Origin of the sequence: Parabacteroides sp. CH2-D42-20, from assembly GCF_003670185.1 — a bacterium.
Taxonomy (GTDB): domain Bacteria; phylum Bacteroidota; class Bacteroidia; order Bacteroidales; family Tannerellaceae; genus Parabacteroides; species Parabacteroides distasonis.
This window is the reverse complement of the sequence record NZ_RAYG01000024.1, coordinates 75281-93194: the sequence shown is the minus strand read 5'-3', so window position 1 is coordinate 93194 and position 17914 is coordinate 75281. Positions and strand designations below refer to the sequence as shown.

Annotated in this window: 14 protein-coding genes and 1 riboswitch; of the genes, 8 read left to right on the top strand and 6 right to left on the bottom strand. The window is 47.2% G+C overall.

From position 1 onward, the window contains the following. Positions 1-6: 6 nt before the first annotated feature. From D7V92_RS15105 to D7V92_RS15080, 6 genes are all read left to right on the top strand, one after another. Entirely contained in the window at positions 7-939 is a 933-nt protein-coding gene (locus tag D7V92_RS15105) for a UDP-glucuronic acid decarboxylase family protein (RefSeq protein ID WP_005857024.1), read from the top strand. Between the two features lie 90 nt (positions 940-1029). Then, complete coding sequence (locus D7V92_RS15100; protein WP_008772185.1) at positions 1030-2289, top strand: TolC family protein; 1260 nt, start codon at positions 1030-1032, stop codon at positions 2287-2289. Between the two features lie 16 nt (positions 2290-2305). Beyond that, positions 2306-3391 (top strand): efflux RND transporter periplasmic adaptor subunit, encoded by a 1086-nt coding sequence (locus tag D7V92_RS15095; RefSeq protein WP_005862342.1) that lies wholly within the window; start codon positions 2306-2308, stop codon positions 3389-3391. 9 nt (positions 3392-3400) lie between these two features. Continuing rightward, on the top strand, positions 3401-6526 hold the full coding sequence (locus tag D7V92_RS15090) for an efflux RND transporter permease subunit (RefSeq protein ID WP_121773213.1): 3126 nt from the start codon (positions 3401-3403) through the stop codon (positions 6524-6526). A 230-nt stretch (positions 6527-6756) separates the two neighbouring features. Beyond that, positions 6757-7434, top strand: a complete 678-nt coding sequence (locus D7V92_RS15085) for a response regulator transcription factor (protein WP_057317044.1) — start codon at positions 6757-6759, stop codon at positions 7432-7434. Then, on the top strand, positions 7431-8606 hold the full coding sequence (locus D7V92_RS15080) for a HAMP domain-containing sensor histidine kinase (RefSeq protein WP_121773212.1): 1176 nt from the start codon (positions 7431-7433) through the stop codon (positions 8604-8606). Before D7V92_RS15085 ends, D7V92_RS15080 begins: the two co-directional genes overlap by 4 nt. Here D7V92_RS15080 and D7V92_RS15075 read toward each other — a convergent pair. Further along, entirely contained in the window at positions 8557-10515 is a 1959-nt protein-coding gene (locus D7V92_RS15075; RefSeq protein WP_121773218.1) for a transglycosylase domain-containing protein, read from the bottom strand. The genes D7V92_RS15080 and D7V92_RS15075 overlap by 50 nt on opposite strands. A gap of 112 nt (positions 10516-10627) precedes the next feature. Here D7V92_RS15075 and D7V92_RS15070 point away from each other — a divergent pair, with 112 nt between their 5' ends. Together D7V92_RS15070 and D7V92_RS15065 are read left to right on the top strand one after the other, a co-directional pair. After that, complete coding sequence (locus D7V92_RS15070; protein ID WP_005857013.1) at positions 10628-11626, top strand: 2-hydroxyacid dehydrogenase; 999 nt, start codon at positions 10628-10630, stop codon at positions 11624-11626. A 101-nt stretch (positions 11627-11727) separates the two neighbouring features. Then, positions 11728-12564: a patatin family protein gene (locus tag D7V92_RS15065; RefSeq protein WP_005857012.1), complete on the top strand. Its 837-nt coding sequence runs from the start codon at positions 11728-11730 to the stop codon at positions 12562-12564. A gap of 40 nt (positions 12565-12604) precedes the next feature. Here D7V92_RS15065 and thiC read toward each other — a convergent pair whose 3' ends face one another. From thiC to D7V92_RS15040, 5 genes are all read right to left on the bottom strand, one after another. After that, on the bottom strand, positions 12605-14302 hold the full coding sequence (gene thiC / locus D7V92_RS15060) for a phosphomethylpyrimidine synthase ThiC (protein WP_121773211.1): 1698 nt from the start codon (positions 14300-14302) through the stop codon (positions 12605-12607). A gap of 11 nt (positions 14303-14313) precedes the next feature. Beyond that, complete coding sequence (locus tag D7V92_RS15055) at positions 14314-15042, bottom strand: thiamine phosphate synthase (protein ID WP_048927289.1); 729 nt, start codon at positions 15040-15042, stop codon at positions 14314-14316. Continuing rightward, positions 15033-15629 (bottom strand): thiamine phosphate synthase, encoded by a 597-nt coding sequence (locus D7V92_RS15050; RefSeq protein ID WP_121773210.1) that lies wholly within the window; start codon positions 15627-15629, stop codon positions 15033-15035. Before D7V92_RS15050 ends, D7V92_RS15055 begins: the two co-directional genes overlap by 10 nt. Beyond that, complete coding sequence (thiD, locus tag D7V92_RS15045) at positions 15622-16470, bottom strand: bifunctional hydroxymethylpyrimidine kinase/phosphomethylpyrimidine kinase (protein WP_121773209.1); 849 nt, start codon at positions 16468-16470, stop codon at positions 15622-15624. Before thiD ends, D7V92_RS15050 begins: the two co-directional genes overlap by 8 nt. Beyond that, positions 16465-16562: riboswitch (TPP riboswitch) on the bottom strand. Its footprint overlaps the gene before it by 6 nt. A 103-nt stretch (positions 16563-16665) precedes the next feature. Further along, positions 16666-17895, bottom strand: a complete 1230-nt coding sequence (locus D7V92_RS15040; RefSeq protein ID WP_121773208.1) for a BamA/TamA family outer membrane protein — start codon at positions 17893-17895, stop codon at positions 16666-16668. Positions 17896-17914: the final 19 nt, after the last annotated feature.

The window sequence follows — 17914 nt, the reverse complement described above, 5'->3', positions numbered from 1 at the left end:
AATATAATGAAGCAAATACTTATCACCGGGGGCGCCGGCTTTATCGGTTCTCATTTATGTGCCCGTCTTTTAGAAGAAGGAAATGAAGTAATTTGTCTGGATAACTATTTTACGGGAAGTAAGGAGAATGTGATTCCTCTGCTGAAAAATCCACATTTCGAGTTGATCAGGCATGATGTTTCTATACCGTTCCAAGCCGAGGTCGATGAGATTTATAATTTGGCATGTCCCGCATCTCCAGTTTATTATCAAATAGATCCGATACAGACGATCAAGACATCCGTGTTAGGAGCGGTCAATATGTTAGGTCTGGCAAAACGGGTGAACGCTAAGATATTACAAGCATCTACCAGTGAGGTGTATGGAGATCCCATGATACACCCGCAGCCGGAAAGCTATTGGGGAAATGTCAACCCGATAGGGCCTCGCTCTTGTTATGACGAGGGCAAGCGTTGCGCCGAGACCTTATTTATGGATTACCATCGCCAAAACAAGGTTCGCGTTAAAATCATCCGCATCTTTAATACGTATGGGCCTAATATGAGTACGAACGATGGCCGTGTCGTCTCTAATTTCATTATACAGGCATTACAAAATAAGGACATTACGATTTATGGGGATGGAAACCAAACTCGTAGTTTCCAATATGTAGACGATTTGATCGAGGGGATGATTCGCATGATGAATACCTCGGATGATTTTACCGGCCCGGTAAATATCGGAAATCAGGGAGAGTTCTCGATGAACGAGTTGGCCAAGATCGTGATCCGTTTGACAAACTCCTCCTCTAAGATCGTATACCGCCCGTTGCCGGGAGACGATCCCAAGCAACGTAAGCCCGATATTACGTTGGCCAAAGAGAAATTAGATGGGTGGGAACCTACGGTTTGTTTGGAGGAAGGATTAAAGAAAACAATATTATACTTTAAATCTCTCTAATAAATTTCTAATTTGGCCTAAGAGTATTCTAACTAAATATTCATAAGCGATAAAAGAGTGACTTCTACCTTTGCGTAAAATTTAACGCAAATGGACAGACGAGTCACTCTTTTACTTTTTTTATCTCTTCTTTTCTCTGGGGCGAAAGCCTCTGTCGTCTCCCTCTCCTTGAAAGAGTCCGAGCAACGTTTCTCTGAACACAATCTGGAAGTGATAGCCGAACGGTATAATATCGATATAGCCGAGGCTCAGGTGGTACAGGCCAAACTTTTCGAGAATCCCGTGGTCTCTTTGGAGCAAAATGTTTATAACCGATTGAACGGACGTTACTTTGATTTCGGGAAACAAGGGGAAACGATCGTAGAGGTGGAACAGTTGATCTATATTGCCGGTCAGCGAAACAAACGTGTCCGTTTGGAGAAAATCAATAAGGAAATGGCCCTTTACCAATTCGAAGAGGTATTGAGAACCCTCCGGAGCGAGTTGAAGGAGAAATTCATAGCGCTTTATTTCACCCGGAAATCCCAATCTATTTACGATCGTGAGATTGATTCATTGGCTCATCTGTTGGTGGTTCTCAAGGAGCAGAATGAGAAAGGGAATGTTTCTTTATTAGAGAAGTCCCGTATCGAGGCCCTATTACTCTCTTTACGGCAAGAGCGGAATGATATCGCCAACCAAGTTATCTCCCTTCAAGGAGACATGCGGCTTTTACTAGGAATATCCGGCAATGATACCTTCGAGCCGATATTCGATGAGTCTGTGTTGAACCAGATCGATATGGACTCCGTTCCTTTCTCTGAATTGACCTCTTTATTATACGAACGTCCGGATCTTAAGTTGGCGCAAGCAAGCGTCAAGGCTTCGGAGGCGGACGTGAGATTACAACGTTCCCTCGCTTTCCCGGAAGTGAGCGTAAAGGGTACGTATGATAAGGCGGGTAACTTTATCAATGATTATTGGGCGATCGGCTTGAGCGTCTCTCTCCCTATATTTAACCGGAATCAAGGGAATATCAGGGCGGCGAAAATATCCGTCGCTCAAAAGGCCCATAAGGAAGAATACGCCCGTCGACAAGCCGAGAATGAGTTATTCACCAGCTATGCCCGATTGGAAAAGGCGATTCAGCTTTATCGTTCCTCAAACTATGGATTGGAGAAGGATTTCGCCTTGATTATCGAAGGCGTGAACTTGAATTTCCAAAAACGGAATATCAGTCTCCTTGAGTTTATCGATTATTATGAGACCTACAAAACAACCTGCTTGCGACTTTACCAAACTCAAAAAGAAGTGTTACTGGCCTTGGAGGAGGTAAATACCGTAACGGGTAGCCATGTATTCAACTATTAAAAGCAAATCAAACGATATGAATAAGCATCTAATCACATGCATCCTTTTAGTACCCTTGGTATGTTCCTGCGGGAAACAGGCGACCACCTCGGTCGATACCCGGGAACCTTTACTATTAAATGACAGTTTACAGGAGATTATAACACTGGATACGGTTCGTGACACACCATTAACCAACGAGTTGTTGCTCAATGGCCGTGTCAGTTTCAATCCGGAGCGAGTAGCCCATGTGTATCCGATGTTTGGTGGAAATGTCACCTCCATTCATGCGGAAGTTGGCGATTACGTAGGGAAAGGAGATGTCCTAGCGGTGATCCGGAGCGGCGAGATCGCTGATATCGACAAGCAGCGAAAGGAGGCCGAGCATCAACTGGCTATCGCTAACCGTAACTTGGAGGCTACCCAAGATATGGCCCGGAGCGGTATGGCTTCCGACCGGGACTTCCTGCAAGCCCAGCAAGAGCAAGCCGATGCCGAGGCCGAGACCAAACGTATCCAAGAAATGTATTCTATTTATAACATAACAGACCCATCTACCTATGTGGTGAAAGCGCCGGTCTCCGGCTTTATCATCGATAAGAATATAAACCGGGATATGCAGATCCGTTCCGATCAAGGGGAGGAGATGTTTACCATTTCCGGTCTCGACGATGTCTGGGTGATGGCCGATGTCTATGAGGGAGATATCAGCAAGGTAAAAGAGGGGGCTACCGTTCGTATCACCACTTTGGCCTATAAGGATATGGAGTTTACGGGAACGATCGATAAGGTCTATCATATGCTAGACCGAGAAAGTAAGACCATGAGCGTAAGAGTCAAATTAAGGAACGAGAAGTATATGCTTAAACCCGGAATGTTTACGAACGTATATGTACAGAGCGCAGTAAAAGGAGAAAGTATGCCTTGCGTAAACGCCCATGCCGTGATCTTCGAGGATGGTAAAGAATACGTTGTCTATGTCTCGAAGGAGGGATATTTGCAAATGCGTGAGATCTCGGTGTATAAGCAAACCGAGAAGTTCTGTTACCTGCGATCCGGCTTGAAGGATGGGGATCGGATCGTAGATCGGAACGCTCTCTTGGTGTATAACGAATTAAAGTAACCAGACGATATGCACACATTCATAGATAATATCATAACGTTCTCCCTCCGGAACAAATTCTTTATCTTCTTCTGTACCACGATCGCCGTAATCGCCGGTATCACCAGCTTTATCCATACGCCGATCGACGCGTTTCCGGATGTGACGAATACGAAGGTGACGATTATCACCCAATGGCCGGGCAGGAGCGCCGAGGAGATCGAGAAGTTTATCACGATCCCGATCGAGATCGCTATGAACCCGGTACAGAAAAAGACGGATATCCGGAGCACGACCCTTTTCGGTCTTTCCGTCATCAACGTGATGTTCGAAGATAAGGTGGATGATTTCTTCGCCCGCCAGCAAGTTTATAATCTCTTGAACGACGCCGACCTGCCGGAAGGGGTCACGCCGGAAGTGCAGCCCTTATACGGCCCGACCGGCGAGATCTTCCGCTATACATTACGTAGCGATAAGCGTTCCGTCCGGGAATTGAAGACCTTGCAGGATTGGGTGATCGAGCGGAAGTTGCGAGCCGTACCCGGTGTAGCGGATATCGTCAGCTTCGGAGGAGAAGTAAAGACTTTCGAGGTTAGCGTCAACCCGAATCAACTGATCAGTTACGGGGTAACGACCTTGGAACTTTATGACGCTATCGCAAAAAGTAATATCAACGTAGGCGGCGACGTGATCACGAAAAGCTCGCAAGCCTATGTCGTGCGGGGTATCGGCTTGATTAACGATGTAAAAGAGATCGAGAATATCGTCGTAAAGAATATCAATGGCACGCCAATCCTTGTCAAGCACTTGGCTACCGTACACGAATCCAGTCTTCCCCGCCTAGGGCAAGTGGGCCGCATGGAGGAAGATGATGTCGTACAAGGCATCGTTGTCATGCGAAAAGGGGAGAACCCCGGCGAGGTAATCGCCGCCTTGAAGGATAAGATCAAGGATATCCAACAAAACGCCTTGCCGGAAGACGTGCGAATCGTATCGTTCTACGATCGTGAGAATCTGGTAGATCTGGCGGTCAAGACCGTAACACATAATCTGGCGGAAGGTATTCTGCTGGTAACTTTCATCGTATTAATCTTCATGGCGGATTGGCGTACGACGGTGATCGTGTCGATCATTATCCCGTTGGCACTCCTCTTCGCCTTTATTTGTCTCCGGGCGATGGGGATGAGCGCCAACCTCTTATCTATGGGAGCGATCGACTTCGGTATTATTATCGATGGCGCCGTCGTGATGGTGGAGGGGCTTTTCGTGGCATTGGACCGGAAAGCCCGTGAAGTAGGCATGCCCGCTTTCAATTTGATGAGTAAGATGGGTATTATCCGTCATACGGCGAAGGACCGTGCGAAAGCGGTTTTCTTCTCTAAGCTGATTATCATCACAGCCTTGGTCCCGATCTTCTCTTTCCAGAAGGTGGAAGGAAAGATGTTCAGCCCGCTCGCTTATACCTTGGGGTTCGCCTTGTTGGGAGCGTTGATCTTTACGTTGACATTGGTACCCGTCCTATCTTCCATGCTATTAAAGAAAGAGGTGCGTGAGAAACATAATCCGTTCCTCGCGTGGATCAATCGGAAGTCGATCGGTATTTTCGACTGGTGTCACGCCCGTAAGAAGCGGACGATCACGTTCGCCACGCTGGTAGCCGCCGTAGGTATCTGGTGCTTCACCTTGTTGGGCAGCGAGTTTCTCCCGCAACTGAACGAGGGCTCTATTTATATCCGTGCGACCTTACCGCAAAGTATATCTTTGGATGAATCCGTTACGTTGGCCAACCAGATGCGCCGGAAGCTGGTGGCTTATCCGGAGGTTCGTCAGGTCTTATCGCAAACCGGCCGACCGAACGATGGCACGGACGCGACAGGTTTCTACAACATCGAGTTCCATGTGGATATATATCCCGAGAAAGAGTGGGAAAGCGAACGCTCGAAAGCGGGCCTGATCGAGAAGATGCAAGAGGATCTGGCGATCTATCCGGGCGTGGATTTTAACTTCTCGCAGCCTATCTCGGACAATGTAGAGGAAGCGGCCAGCGGCGTGAAGGGTTCCATCGCCGTGAAAGTCTTCGGTAAGGATCTATACGAGTCGGAGAAAAAGGCGGTAGAAGTTTTCAAGGTCTTGGAGACCGTAGACGGTATCGAAGATCTGGGCGTTATCCGGAATATCGGCCAGCCGGAGCTGCGGATCGAGTTGAACGAGTCTCGTTTAGCCCGCTACGGCGTGGCCAAGGAGGACGTGCAATCCATTATCGAGATGGCGATAGGAGGTAAGAGCGCCTCCCTGCTTTATGAGGACGAGCGCAAGTTCAATATCATGGTCCGCTACGAATCCGCTTTTCGCCGTAGCGAGAATGAGATAGGCAAGATACTGGTTCCGGCGAAGGATGGTTCCATGATTCCTATCCGCGAGCTGGCGGATATCCATACGATTACCGGCCCGTTGATTATCTACCGGGATAACCACGCTCGTTTCTGCGCCGTGAAATTCTCGGTCCGGGGCCGCGACATGGGTAGCGCCGTGGCTGAAGCCCAGCGGAAAGTGGAGAGGCAGGTAAAGCTCCCCGAAGGCTATACCTTGAAATGGACCGGAGATTTCGAGAACCAACAACGGGCTACCAAACGCTTGGCCCAAGTCGTCCCCGTAAGTATAGCGATCATCTTCGTGATCCTATTCGTCCTTTTCGGCAACGCCCGGGATGCCGGACTGGTCTTATTGAACGTGCCTTACGCCGCTGTCGGAGGTATCTTGGCCCTATTAATCACGAATTTCAACTTCTCGATCTCCGCCGGTATCGGCTTTATCGCCCTCTTCGGTATCTGTATACAGAATGGCGTGATCATGATATCGGACATCAAGAATAACCTGCGGGAGAGGCATCCTCTGGAAGATTCGATCAAGATGAGCGTGAAATCAAGGGTACGTTCCGTATTAATGACCGCCTCCATGGCCGCTATCGGCCTGCTTCCGGCCGCCTTGAGCCACGGTATCGGATCGGAAAGCCAGCGTCCTTTGGCGATCGTGATCATTGGCGGATTAATAGGAGCTACGTTCTTCACCCTCTTTGTCTTTCCGTTGATGGTGGAGGCTTTTTATCGACGAATGCTTTATGATAAGAACGGTAAATTAGTGCAACGTAGGTTGTAATTGCTATATTTGTAGCAAGAAAGTCCGGAACTATTAGGGAGAGCGACTGGAGTTATTATGCGAAAGGATTATACTTACTGATCTTTTCACGGCTGTGAAAAGATCATATCACAGAGGTGAAACGATCGTATCACAACCGTGAAAAGAACGTTTCACCTCTGTGATACGATTAGCATCACCCTAAGTACGCATTATTAATGATGGACATTCTTATTAATACATACGATACAATGGCGAAGATATTATTAGTAGAAGACGAGGTAAACATCGCCTCTTTTATAGAAAGAGGCTTGCGGGAGTTCGGACATGAGGTATATGTCGCTTATGACGGTGCCGCTGGTTGGGAACTGACACAGAAGAACGATTTCCAATTGCTGATTCTGGATATTATAATGCCGAAGATGAACGGCCTGCAACTTTGCAAACAGTACCGGCAACGGTTCGGTTACCATGCCCCCGTGATCATGCTGACCGCCTTGGGAACCACCGAGGATATCGTTAGCGGGCTGGATGCCGGGGCGGATGATTATCTGGTAAAACCTTTCAGCTTCCAAGAGCTCGAGGCCCGCATAAAGGCGTTATTACGTCGATCGGGAAACGAATCCGTCCATATGGCTCTTCGGTGCGGGGATCTGGTCTTAGATCCTCCAAGCCATCGGGCTATACGGAATGGGCAGGTCATCGATTTGACGGTAAAGGAATATAGGCTCTTGGAATATTTCATACAGAACCAAGGAACGGCCTTGAGCCGGATGAACTTGCTAAAGAATGTCTGGGACAAGGATTTCGATACCAATACGAACGTGGTTGATGTCTACGTGAATTATTTGCGCACGAAGATAGACAAGGATTTCGATCCTAAACTAATCCGTACCGTAGTGGGTGTGGGCTATATGATGGAAGCATGAAGACAGGAAACAAGATCGCTCTCTTTTACTCGGCCATTACCATAGGCGTGATAGCCGTCGTGACGCTTGTCTTCTATTTGGTTTCCACGAGCTATATCTCTCGCCTGTACTATTCTTACCTGACGGAAAAAGCCTATGCCACGGCACAGAAGCATTGGGAGAAGGACGAGACCGATGACGAGAGCTATGCCCGTATCCAACAGCGTTACGAGGAAACCCTTCCCGTCGCTACCGAGATATTGCTGAACGCCGATAGCTTGGAGACCCGGCAAGTACTGTCCCGTTATCTGGACGCCACGCAGGTGAGATCTCTATACCAAGAGGATATCGTTCACTTCAAGCACGATACGCAAATGGGAGCGGCTTTGTATTATCCCGACAACGAGGGGAATTTCATCGTGATTGTCCTTTCCGGGAATCAGTATGGGATGGATATCCAGCATCGGATCGGCTGGCTGTTGCTGGGATTGATATTGGTTAGCTCGGTATTGATCTATTTTGTCGGCAGACTATACGCGACCCGGATGGTAGACCGGATCGACGCTGCTTACCAAAGTGAGAAAGCGTTTATCAGCAACGCCTCGCATGAGTTGAACAATCCGCTGACAGCCATTCAAGGCGAATGCGAGATCAGCCTGCTGAAAGAGCGCTCCCCGGAGGAATACCAAGCGGCATTAAGACGTATCGCCACGGAGACGAGCCGTATCATACAATTGATCAAACACCTGCTGTTCCTGTCGCACGGGGATAAGGAGATCCAGAAAAGCGCGATGGAGACGATCTTCCTAGCGGACTTCTTGATGCAGTTCTCCTCGGCCCGGATCTCGTTCTCCCCGGATAATTTCTCTTATATGATCCGTGCCAATCCCTATTTATTGAAGATAGCGATCAAGAATATCTTGAGCAACGCCTGTAAGTATTCGGACGATAAACCGGTAGAGATGCGGCTTCGAGGCAGTATCTTGACCATATCCGACCGAGGTATCGGCATTCCTCCCGAGGAATTGAAACGAATCTTCCAACCCTTTTACAGGGCGAGCAATACCCGGGAATACGCCGGGCATGGTGTCGGGCTAAGCCTCTCGCTACGCATATTGAGCACCTATGGGGCGAAGGTGAATATTACTTCTGATCTAGGAATTGGGACGAGCGTGGAGATCGACTTTGGGTAGCCGTCAGGTATTCTTTAGCCGGACCTGTTATTTCGACAGACTCTGGCGTTACCCCTACCGCCTCTTCCGAAAATATAAGTCCGCGATCTACCAAGCGATCTAGTATTACCCTGTAAAAATCCTCATAATACGGCTTCAACCGCAACCCGTCGAAGCAATAGCGGACCTGTTTGGGCTTGGGGATAATGCTGGCCATAAAAATGCACTCGGCAAGGTTTAACTGGGAAGGTTCCTTCGCGAAATAATAACGTGAGGCCTCGGCGGCTCCATAAATCATGGGGCCCCATTCGGCGATGTTCAGATAAACCTCAAACATCCGCTCTTTAGAGGTCAGATGATCGCTCTCGATCAGCCATACGATTAACATTTCCTCCAGCTTGCGGGCGATCGTCTTGTTACGGCTCAAGAATACATTCTTCACCAATTGCATGCTAAGCGTACTGCCGCCACGGGCGAAACGTCGTTCCTTGATATCCTGTATCAACGATTCCCGGATAGCGCTTGGAATAAAACCGTTGTGATAAAAGAAGCCGGCATCCTCACTCTGCATGATCGCTAAAGGAAGATAACGGGATACGGCGTTGAACGGGCGGAAAGAGGGATTCGCCGGACCGATCTCGAAAGAGCGTACCGGCTCGCCTTGCTCATAGACAGTATATTCAAATGGCTCATTCATCTTCCGCAAATCCGTATTCCCATAGGCAAGGATCTGGAAGTCCTTCGCTTTCAAGGTAGACTCCAAGATCAAGCTGTCTACCTGTCCGAAATCCAAATCCAATCGGAAATGATAGGAGAGGGTACCTTCTGTTCTCAGGCCTTCCAGATTGTAGAATAAGCCTTTAGGCAGGGAGGAGAACAGTTGATCCGCAGGGAAATCTCTTTTATTCACAGAGGCCGTGATTTGCCAACTGGTATCTTTAACGATCTTCAGATAAGGATGGAAATCCAGATGATTAAACCGGATATCACTGACGCTATCTAATTCGATATAGTTCTTACCGATGTTTGTCCGGAAGTGTATAGAGCCTTTATCCAGTAAGACCGTGTCTGGAGATATACGCTCTTGGTGGATGGTAAGCCCGCTCACATAGGCGCTTCCGAGTAAGGATTGTATGTCTTCTTCTATTTTAGGTCCCTTAAGCTCGAAGGCCAAGGTGTCGAAACGTACCGATGCCCCCCAACGATATTCCAGAAAAGGAAGAGGAATCTTCGTATGCTCGTCGGCGTAGAGACGGGCTTTCACGAGTCGCTCCTTATCAGAGAGAGAGCCTTCGCAAATCCATTCGCTACGAACTCCGTTCTCCGTGCTATTTATATGCGTAGAGAATTGATTGTTAGCAAGATTGAGTTCGGGTATCTCTAGTATTAGTTCATCTCCTTTATTACTATAAGAAACACATAAATCATGTACCAAGGCATTTCCGGGCAATAAATTGAAAAGGAGACTAAGGGAGCGTTCAGCCTTGCGTGCGTAATCCCGTTCCTTATCATCTACAGCTGTTTCCTCTGGCTCACCTGGGTGATTCGATGGTTTATAAAGGAAATCAAAATTAGCTCTCTCTCCCTTCTTAATAAAATGAATATGCAAATTATCCGCTTGTACACTCTCTATGGAAGGGGTAAGTTGCAATAATCTGCCAAGCTCCAGTTTCGCTTGAAGCCTGTCCGCATGTATCAACGTATCAGCATCAATCGGGATAACGGTCAATCCCTCCATACGTACGGTACTCAGCCCCATCAACCGGATCTTATCATAGCGTATGTCAAGATGATGCCTTTCGGCAAGTTTACTCAATTTATGTCCCGCATACGCCCCTAAGATCAGGTCGATGCCCCAAAATGCCATAAACAAGAGAAAGCCAATAAAAATAAGAACTGCTATAAAAGATCTTTTATGGGATTGATTCATGCTCATCTATATTGTTACCCAGCGGACAAAAGTACTATAATTAAACGAATGGATTTCTTTTTCGATAAACAATCAAGGGCTTAATTTAGTTATATTAAAAAACTAAAGTTATATGGCGTATAAGATTGCGTTTTTTGGTGCTAAACCCTACGACATCGCTTCTTTCGATAAGATCAATGAGCGGTATGAGTTCGATATTCGTTACTATAAAGGACATTTGAATATCAATAATGTCGTCTTAACCCAAGGGGTAGACGCTGTATGTATTTTCGTGAACGACACGGCTGATGCCGCCGTAATAGACGCTTTGGTTGCCAATGGTGTGAAACTGTTGGCGCTTCGTTGCGCCGGTTTTAATAATGTGGATTTGAATGCCGCCAGGGGGAAATTACCGGTCGTACGCGTACCGGCCTACTCACCTTATGCGGTCGCTGAATATACGTTGGCCTTGATGTTATCGTTAAACCGTAAGATACACCGGGCATACTGGCGTACGAGAGATGGCAACTTCTCCTTGAATGGCTTGATGGGATTTGATATGCATGGCAAGACCGCCGGTATTATCGGTACCGGAAAGATCGCCAAGATATTGATTCATATCTTAAAAGGATTGGGGATGCGTGTATTGGCAAATGACCTGTATCCGGATGAGAAATTCGCCAAGGAGGAAGGGATCACCTATGTCTCTTTAGACGAGTTATACAAAGAGTCCGATATCATTTCCTTGCATTGCCCGTTGACCGACCAGACCCGTTATCTGATCAACGACGATTCGATCGCCAAGATGAAAGACGGCGTAATGATTATCAATACGGGACGCGGGTTACTGATCCATACCAACGCCTTGATCGAGGGATTGAAGACCAAGAAAGTATCCGCCGCTGGATTGGATGTCTACGAGGAGGAAGGAGACTATTTCTACGAGGATAAATCGGATAAGATTATCGATGATGATGTCTTGGCCCGTCTACTCTCGTTCAACAATGTGATCGTTACTTCCCATCAGGCGTTTTTCACGAAAGAGGCTCTGCATAATATCGCCGATACTACCTTGCGGAACATCAAGGATTTCGAGGAAGGCCGTCCCTTAGTGAACGAAGTGACCAAGTAAATTCTAAAAAGGAACTATTATTTATCGCTGATTTATTATATTTTTGTGGCCATTGCTTGGTGGGAACCCAGCAATGGCTTTTTTAATTCAGAGGTATATATATGGAAATAGATAGTCAGACAGGTTTGGTGTTGGAAGGTGGCGGAATGCGTGCCATATTTACGGTGGGAGTATTGGATTATTTTATGGATCATGATATTTGGTTTCCTTATACGATCGGAGTATCGGCGGGCGCGAGTAACGGAATCTCGTATGCTTCCCGCCAGCGGGGACGCTCTCGTTTTAGCAATATCGACCTATTGAAGAAATATAATTACATAGGTCTTCGTCATTTCTTACGGGGAAGGGGATATATCGATCTGAATTTCTTGTTTTATGTCTATCCGGATTTGTATTATCCGTTGGATTACGATACCTATTTCAAGTCCAAGGATCGGTTCGTTATGGTCACGAGCAATTGCTTGACGGGTAAAGCGGAATATTTCGAGGAGAAGAAAGATAAGAAACGTTTGGTGGATATCTGTAAAGCATCTTGCACCTTACCGATCCTCTGTCCAATTACGTATGTAGACGGGATACCGATGGTCGACGGAGGCGTATGCGATGCCATCCCTATCCGACGGGCTATCGCCGACGGCTTCTCCAAGAACGTCATCATCCTTACCCGTAACAAAGGCTATCGGAAAGAAGAGAAAGATTTTTACCTTCCCGGCTTTATTTATAACAAATACCCGGCGATCCGGGAACAGTTGCGACTACGATACCGGCGGTACAACGAGGTCTTGGATTACATAGACCAACTGGAGGCCGAAGGAAAAGCCTTCGTCATCCGTCCGCAAAGCCCGATTAAAGTCGGCCGTACCGGAAGCGACACAAAGAAACTGGAAGAACTATATGAGGAAGGCTACGAATGCGGAAAACAAATCACTCAATTGTAGAGACGGGGCATGCCCCGTCTCATCCTCTCAAAACAGTATTTTATTTACAACCTTGCAAATCCTTACTTAACCGCATAGCGCAGAAATTAGGACCGCACATCGTACAGTACTCTCCATCCGTAACAGCACTCTCCTTATAATACTGTAAAGCCCTTTCCGGGTCCAAGGACAAATTGAACTGGTCTTTCCAGCGGAAATCAAAACGTGCCTTGCTCAATGCGTTATCACGTACTTGAGCGCCGGGATGCCCTTTCGCCAAGTCAGCGGCATGCGCCGCTATCTTATAAGCGACCACCCCATTACGCACGTCTTCCTTATTCGGTAATCCCAAATGTTCCTTCGGCGTGACGTAGCAGATCATAGCCGTCCCATGCCAAGCGATTTGCGCGCCACCGATAGCCGACGTGATATGATCGTATCCGGGAGCGATATCGGTCGTCAACGGGCCCAGCGTATAGAACGGCGCTCCATGGCAGGCATACTGTTGTTCCTTCATATTCTCATGAATCTTATTCATGGGAACATGGCCCGGGCCTTCGATAATCACTTGTACGAACTGCTCCCAAGCTATTTTCGTCAGTTCTCCCATCGTGTGAAGCTCGGCGAATTGTGCCGCATCGTTCGCGTCATAGATAGAACCGGGACGAAGCCCGTCTCCGATAGAGACCGCCACGTCGTATGCCTTCAGTATCTCGCAGATCTCGGCGAAATGCGTGTACAGGAAGTTTTCCTCGTCATGAAGCTGCATCCATTTGGCCATGATCGATCCGCCTCTGGATACGATCCCCGTCAGGCGAGTCGCCGTCAGCTCCACATGCTTGCGCAACAAACCCGCATGGATCGTGAAATAATCCACGCCCTGTTCCGCCTGCTCGACCAACGTATCCCGATAGATCTCCCAAGAAAGATCCTCTACCTTACCATTCACCTTCTCCAAGGCTTGATAAATAGGAACCGTACCCATCGGAACCGGGCAGTTACGGATAATCCACTCGCGCGTCTCATGGATATGATCGCCGGTAGAGAGATCCATCAACGTGTCGCCGCCCCATTTACAACTCCATATCGCCTTCTCGATCTCCTCGTCGATACCGGAGGAAAGAGCGGAGTTACCGATATTGGTATTGATCTTTACCAAGAACTTCTTACCGATAATCATCGGCTCGGCTTCCGGGTGATTGATATTCGCCGGGATGATCGCGCGACCGGCGGCGATTTCCTTGCGGACGAACTCCGGCGTGATATACGACTTCAGTCCCAAAGCCTCGATTTGCTGGTTCTCACGAATCGCCACGTACTCCATTTCCGGAGTGATAATGCGCTTCTTCGCATAATACATCTGGGTGATATTCTTACCCTCTTTAGCCCGGAAAGGCAAGTATCGCTTGGGGAAACGCAGGGAATCCAGACTCGCGTCCGCCAATCGCTCACGGCCATAAGCGGAAGTCAATTCCGGCAATTGAACCACATCTTTACGCTTACCGTACCACTCCTCACGTATACGAGGAAGTCCTTTAGCGATATCAATCGATATCTTGGGGTCGGAATACGGGCCGCTCGTATCGTAAACGATTACCGGATTGTTCTTCTTGAAGATTCGTTCTCCATGCTCATCCAAGGTTACCGTGTCCAACAATTTAATCTTACGCATACCAACCTTGATCTTATTGATCTCGCCCGGGACATAAATCTTTTCCGAGGACGGATAGGAAATATGCATATTCTTTTTATTAGCCATATGTATTTAGTTTAGTACTTATTGATTTCCTCTATAAACCGGCGGGTTTCCTCCACGGGATCGGGGGCATTGATAATCGCGCCCGAAACAGCGATTCCGGTTATACCCGTCTCCATCAAAGGGCCTACGTCTTCCAACGTAATACCACCTATCGCGAAGATAGGAATATCAATGCCAGCCTCCTTACATTGAACGATAATTTTACGATAACCTTCCAAACCTAAGATGGGACTCAAATTCTTCTTGGTACCTGTAAAGCGATACGGCCCTAGTCCGATATACGAGGCGCCTCGTTCTACGGCCAGCCGGATATCCTCGAACGTGTTAGCCGTAGCCCCGATATAGAAGATGGCATTGGAGTCCAACTTGTCTTTCAGTACTTCCCAAGCGATATCCAAGGGAATGTCATTCTTACCTAGATGACAAGCCGTAGCGCCACATGTCACGGCGGCTTCCAGATCATCGTTTACGCAGAAATCCACGATTCGCTCACATTCGTCCGCGCAGATAGTGGCACATTTACGTACGGTATCCTCATAGATCCCGTCTTTCATACGCAATTGTATCCACGAACATCCTCCTTGGATTGCCATGCGTACCTCGTCGCATTCCGTATATTTAGGTGTACGATGCGTTATAAACATCAAGCGGTTACTCCCACCAAAAGGAGGGCGTAATCCGGTTGTTCTCCGACCGACTCTTCCATTCTCATCATATCCGAAATAATAATTTAAGGCCATACTTGTAATCGTTTGAATTGTTTTATGAGTTGATCCGCAACAAGAAGGGAGGGATCGTTTCCCCAAAGGGCCCCGAGAACGGCGACACCGCCGAAGGGGATATCTCTTAATTTCGTTATTGTTTGTGAGCAGATTCCTCCCAAGGCGATCACCTTATCATCGATGATGCCCTTTGCGTTTCGCAATCCATCTAAGGGGAATCCGCTACCATATCCTTCTTTGGATATACTCTGAAAGATCGGACTAAGGAATACATAGTCGCATACCAGTTTATACTCGATAATCTCTTCCAGACTATGGCAAGAACGACTTATACTGCCTTTATATAAAGGTGGAGCTTCCGGGTTCCTCTTGTTCAAATGGACTCCTCCTAAAGCCCTTTCTTCTGCCAAGATAAACCAATCATGAAGAACGATCCTGTCGTAATAAGCCGGAGAGATTTTATCCAATAAGCCCTCCAATTCATCACGTTTACAATCCGGTTTACGTAGATGTAAACGAGACATTCCTTCCGTGAATAGAAGTTCGATCAAAGAAGCTTCATCTGCGAAAAAATAAGGTGTAGTAATTACGACCAGCTTATTCATGATTCCATCGGATTTTATGAAGGGCAGAGGGTGAGAAGAAGTGGTTTACAGGTCCGTGCCCTTTTCCCATGCATACATTTGCCCCGTGAACGAGCGTGTTATTCATATATTCCTTGGCTAATCGTACGGCTTCCACCAATGAATGGCCGAGTGCCATATAAGCGGCGATGGCGGACGATAGCGTACAGCCCGTTCCATGGGTATTGAAAGTCTCCACTGTTGGCGAGGCCAGACAAATCGGATTATTCTCATTGATAAATAACCGATCCACCGTTTCTACTCCGGGAATATGCCCCCCTTTGATCAATATAGCCTTACATCCTTTTTCCTGCAATTTCCGGGCGGCAAGTAAGATATCCGCCTCGTTATTGATTTTTATACCGGAAAGATATTCCGTCTCGGGAATATTCGGAGTAAGCAGTGTCGCTTTAGGGAACAACTCATCAATGATGGTTCGGATGGCGTCATCCTCCAATAATTTACTTCCGCTCGTGGATATCATCACTGGATCTAAAATGATAGAAGTCTGTTGGAAGGAAGATAAAGTTTCAGATACGACCTTTACGGCATCCTTGTTATGTAGCATCCCTATTTTTACGGCATCTACGATGAAATCCTCAAGAATAGCTTCGATTTGTCCTCTCAAAATCTCGGGAGAGATCGCTTGGATCCCTCGCACTCCCTGTGTGTTTTGAGCGGTTATAGCCGTTATCGCCGAGGCTCCAAAAACCCCCAGCGAGGTAAAAGTCTTAATATCCGCTTGTATTCCGGCACCACCGCCACTATCAGAGCCCGCGATCGTTAAAGCTACCGGATAACGGTACGTTTCATTTTTATCCATCTAACATTCGTTTTTCTTACGGCGGCATTACCCGCATCAAGTAGTAAGGGTATGATCTCAGCCCATATAGTATGGCACCCCTTCGACGACGCAAACTTAGTGAAAAAAATCGATATTAAGATATTTCCGGCTTTTAAACGATAATTTTAACGCAAGGTTATACTTCCATAAATCGTAGACGGGAGCCTTCTGGTTTTAGAAGGCTTCCGTCATATTCATATAAACCGCCATCCCTTTTTGGTTCGGGTCTTTGCCTACGTCTAGGCGGAAGTTCTTGCCGGGTTGCATTTGGATACGTAAGCCTACGCCGTAGTTGAACTTCCATTTATTCCAGTCTACGATAGGAGCGTTTCCGATCGTACCCGTGCCGACCCAGCCAACAAAACCACACTTCGCCCAGAAATTACCGCTCTTATATTTCTCCACGCTGCCGAACATATGACGATACTCCAGAATCCCATACGCCATGGTCTTATCACGGAACTTGCCCCAATAGTATCCGCGAAGATCGAAAGGAGAGCCAAACGAAGGAAGCTCCGTAAAAGGAACGTTTCCCACACCGATTTGTGTCTTGGCGATCCATGCCAAGGTGCTACGAGGACGAAATACTTGCTGGAATTGGCGGTATTCCAGCTCAAACATCTCATAATTATATGCACCGCCTAAATACTTTCCATATACTTTAGCGATCGCACTTAGTAACATACCGGAACTTGGGGTCGCCACATCATTTCGTGTATCGTATTGAATCAAGCCGCCGACACCGATATTGACATAATCTCGTTTGAACTTATTGAAATAAGGATCTTCGGCCATCACCGGGTTGATATCATCTGATTTGCTGAAATTAATATCAAAAAGAGGGCCCGTATATAAATGAGGCCTAACTTCCCATACGAAACGGGGATATAGTTGGAAAGAACTCTTGTGGAATTTCGTTGTCGAGTCACTCTTCTCGATTTGCTCAATCGTCTCATAGCCTTTCCCGAAATAATGCGAAGGTTCGTTCCGATAACCGTAACTGATATAAATACGGAAGCGATTCTCGTTGAAGAATAAGGTGCCGGCACCGGCAAAAACGAACGTCCCATTTAAGGTGATGTTAAATCCCGCAGGGATAAACGATCGTTGGGATATCGTATCATTCTTGTTTAAGCGAAAGCTAGCCAAAACCGCACCACCTACGCCAAAGGAGGCTTCCGGCGTGTAAGACGGTCCGCCAAGGATAGACCACCAGATCCTTTTGTTGGCCCGTATGGAGTCTTTATGTAATTGTTTATGATAACGTTGTATTTGCTTTTCGGTCATAGGCTTACCGTCCAGCATCAGCACTTCTTTCGGAATCGTGTCATTGGAAATACCTTGCGCCTTTACGGAAAAGGCGAATAGAAGGCAGGCCATATAAATTAAAAGATATCTAAACATTATTTTAATCAATATTTAG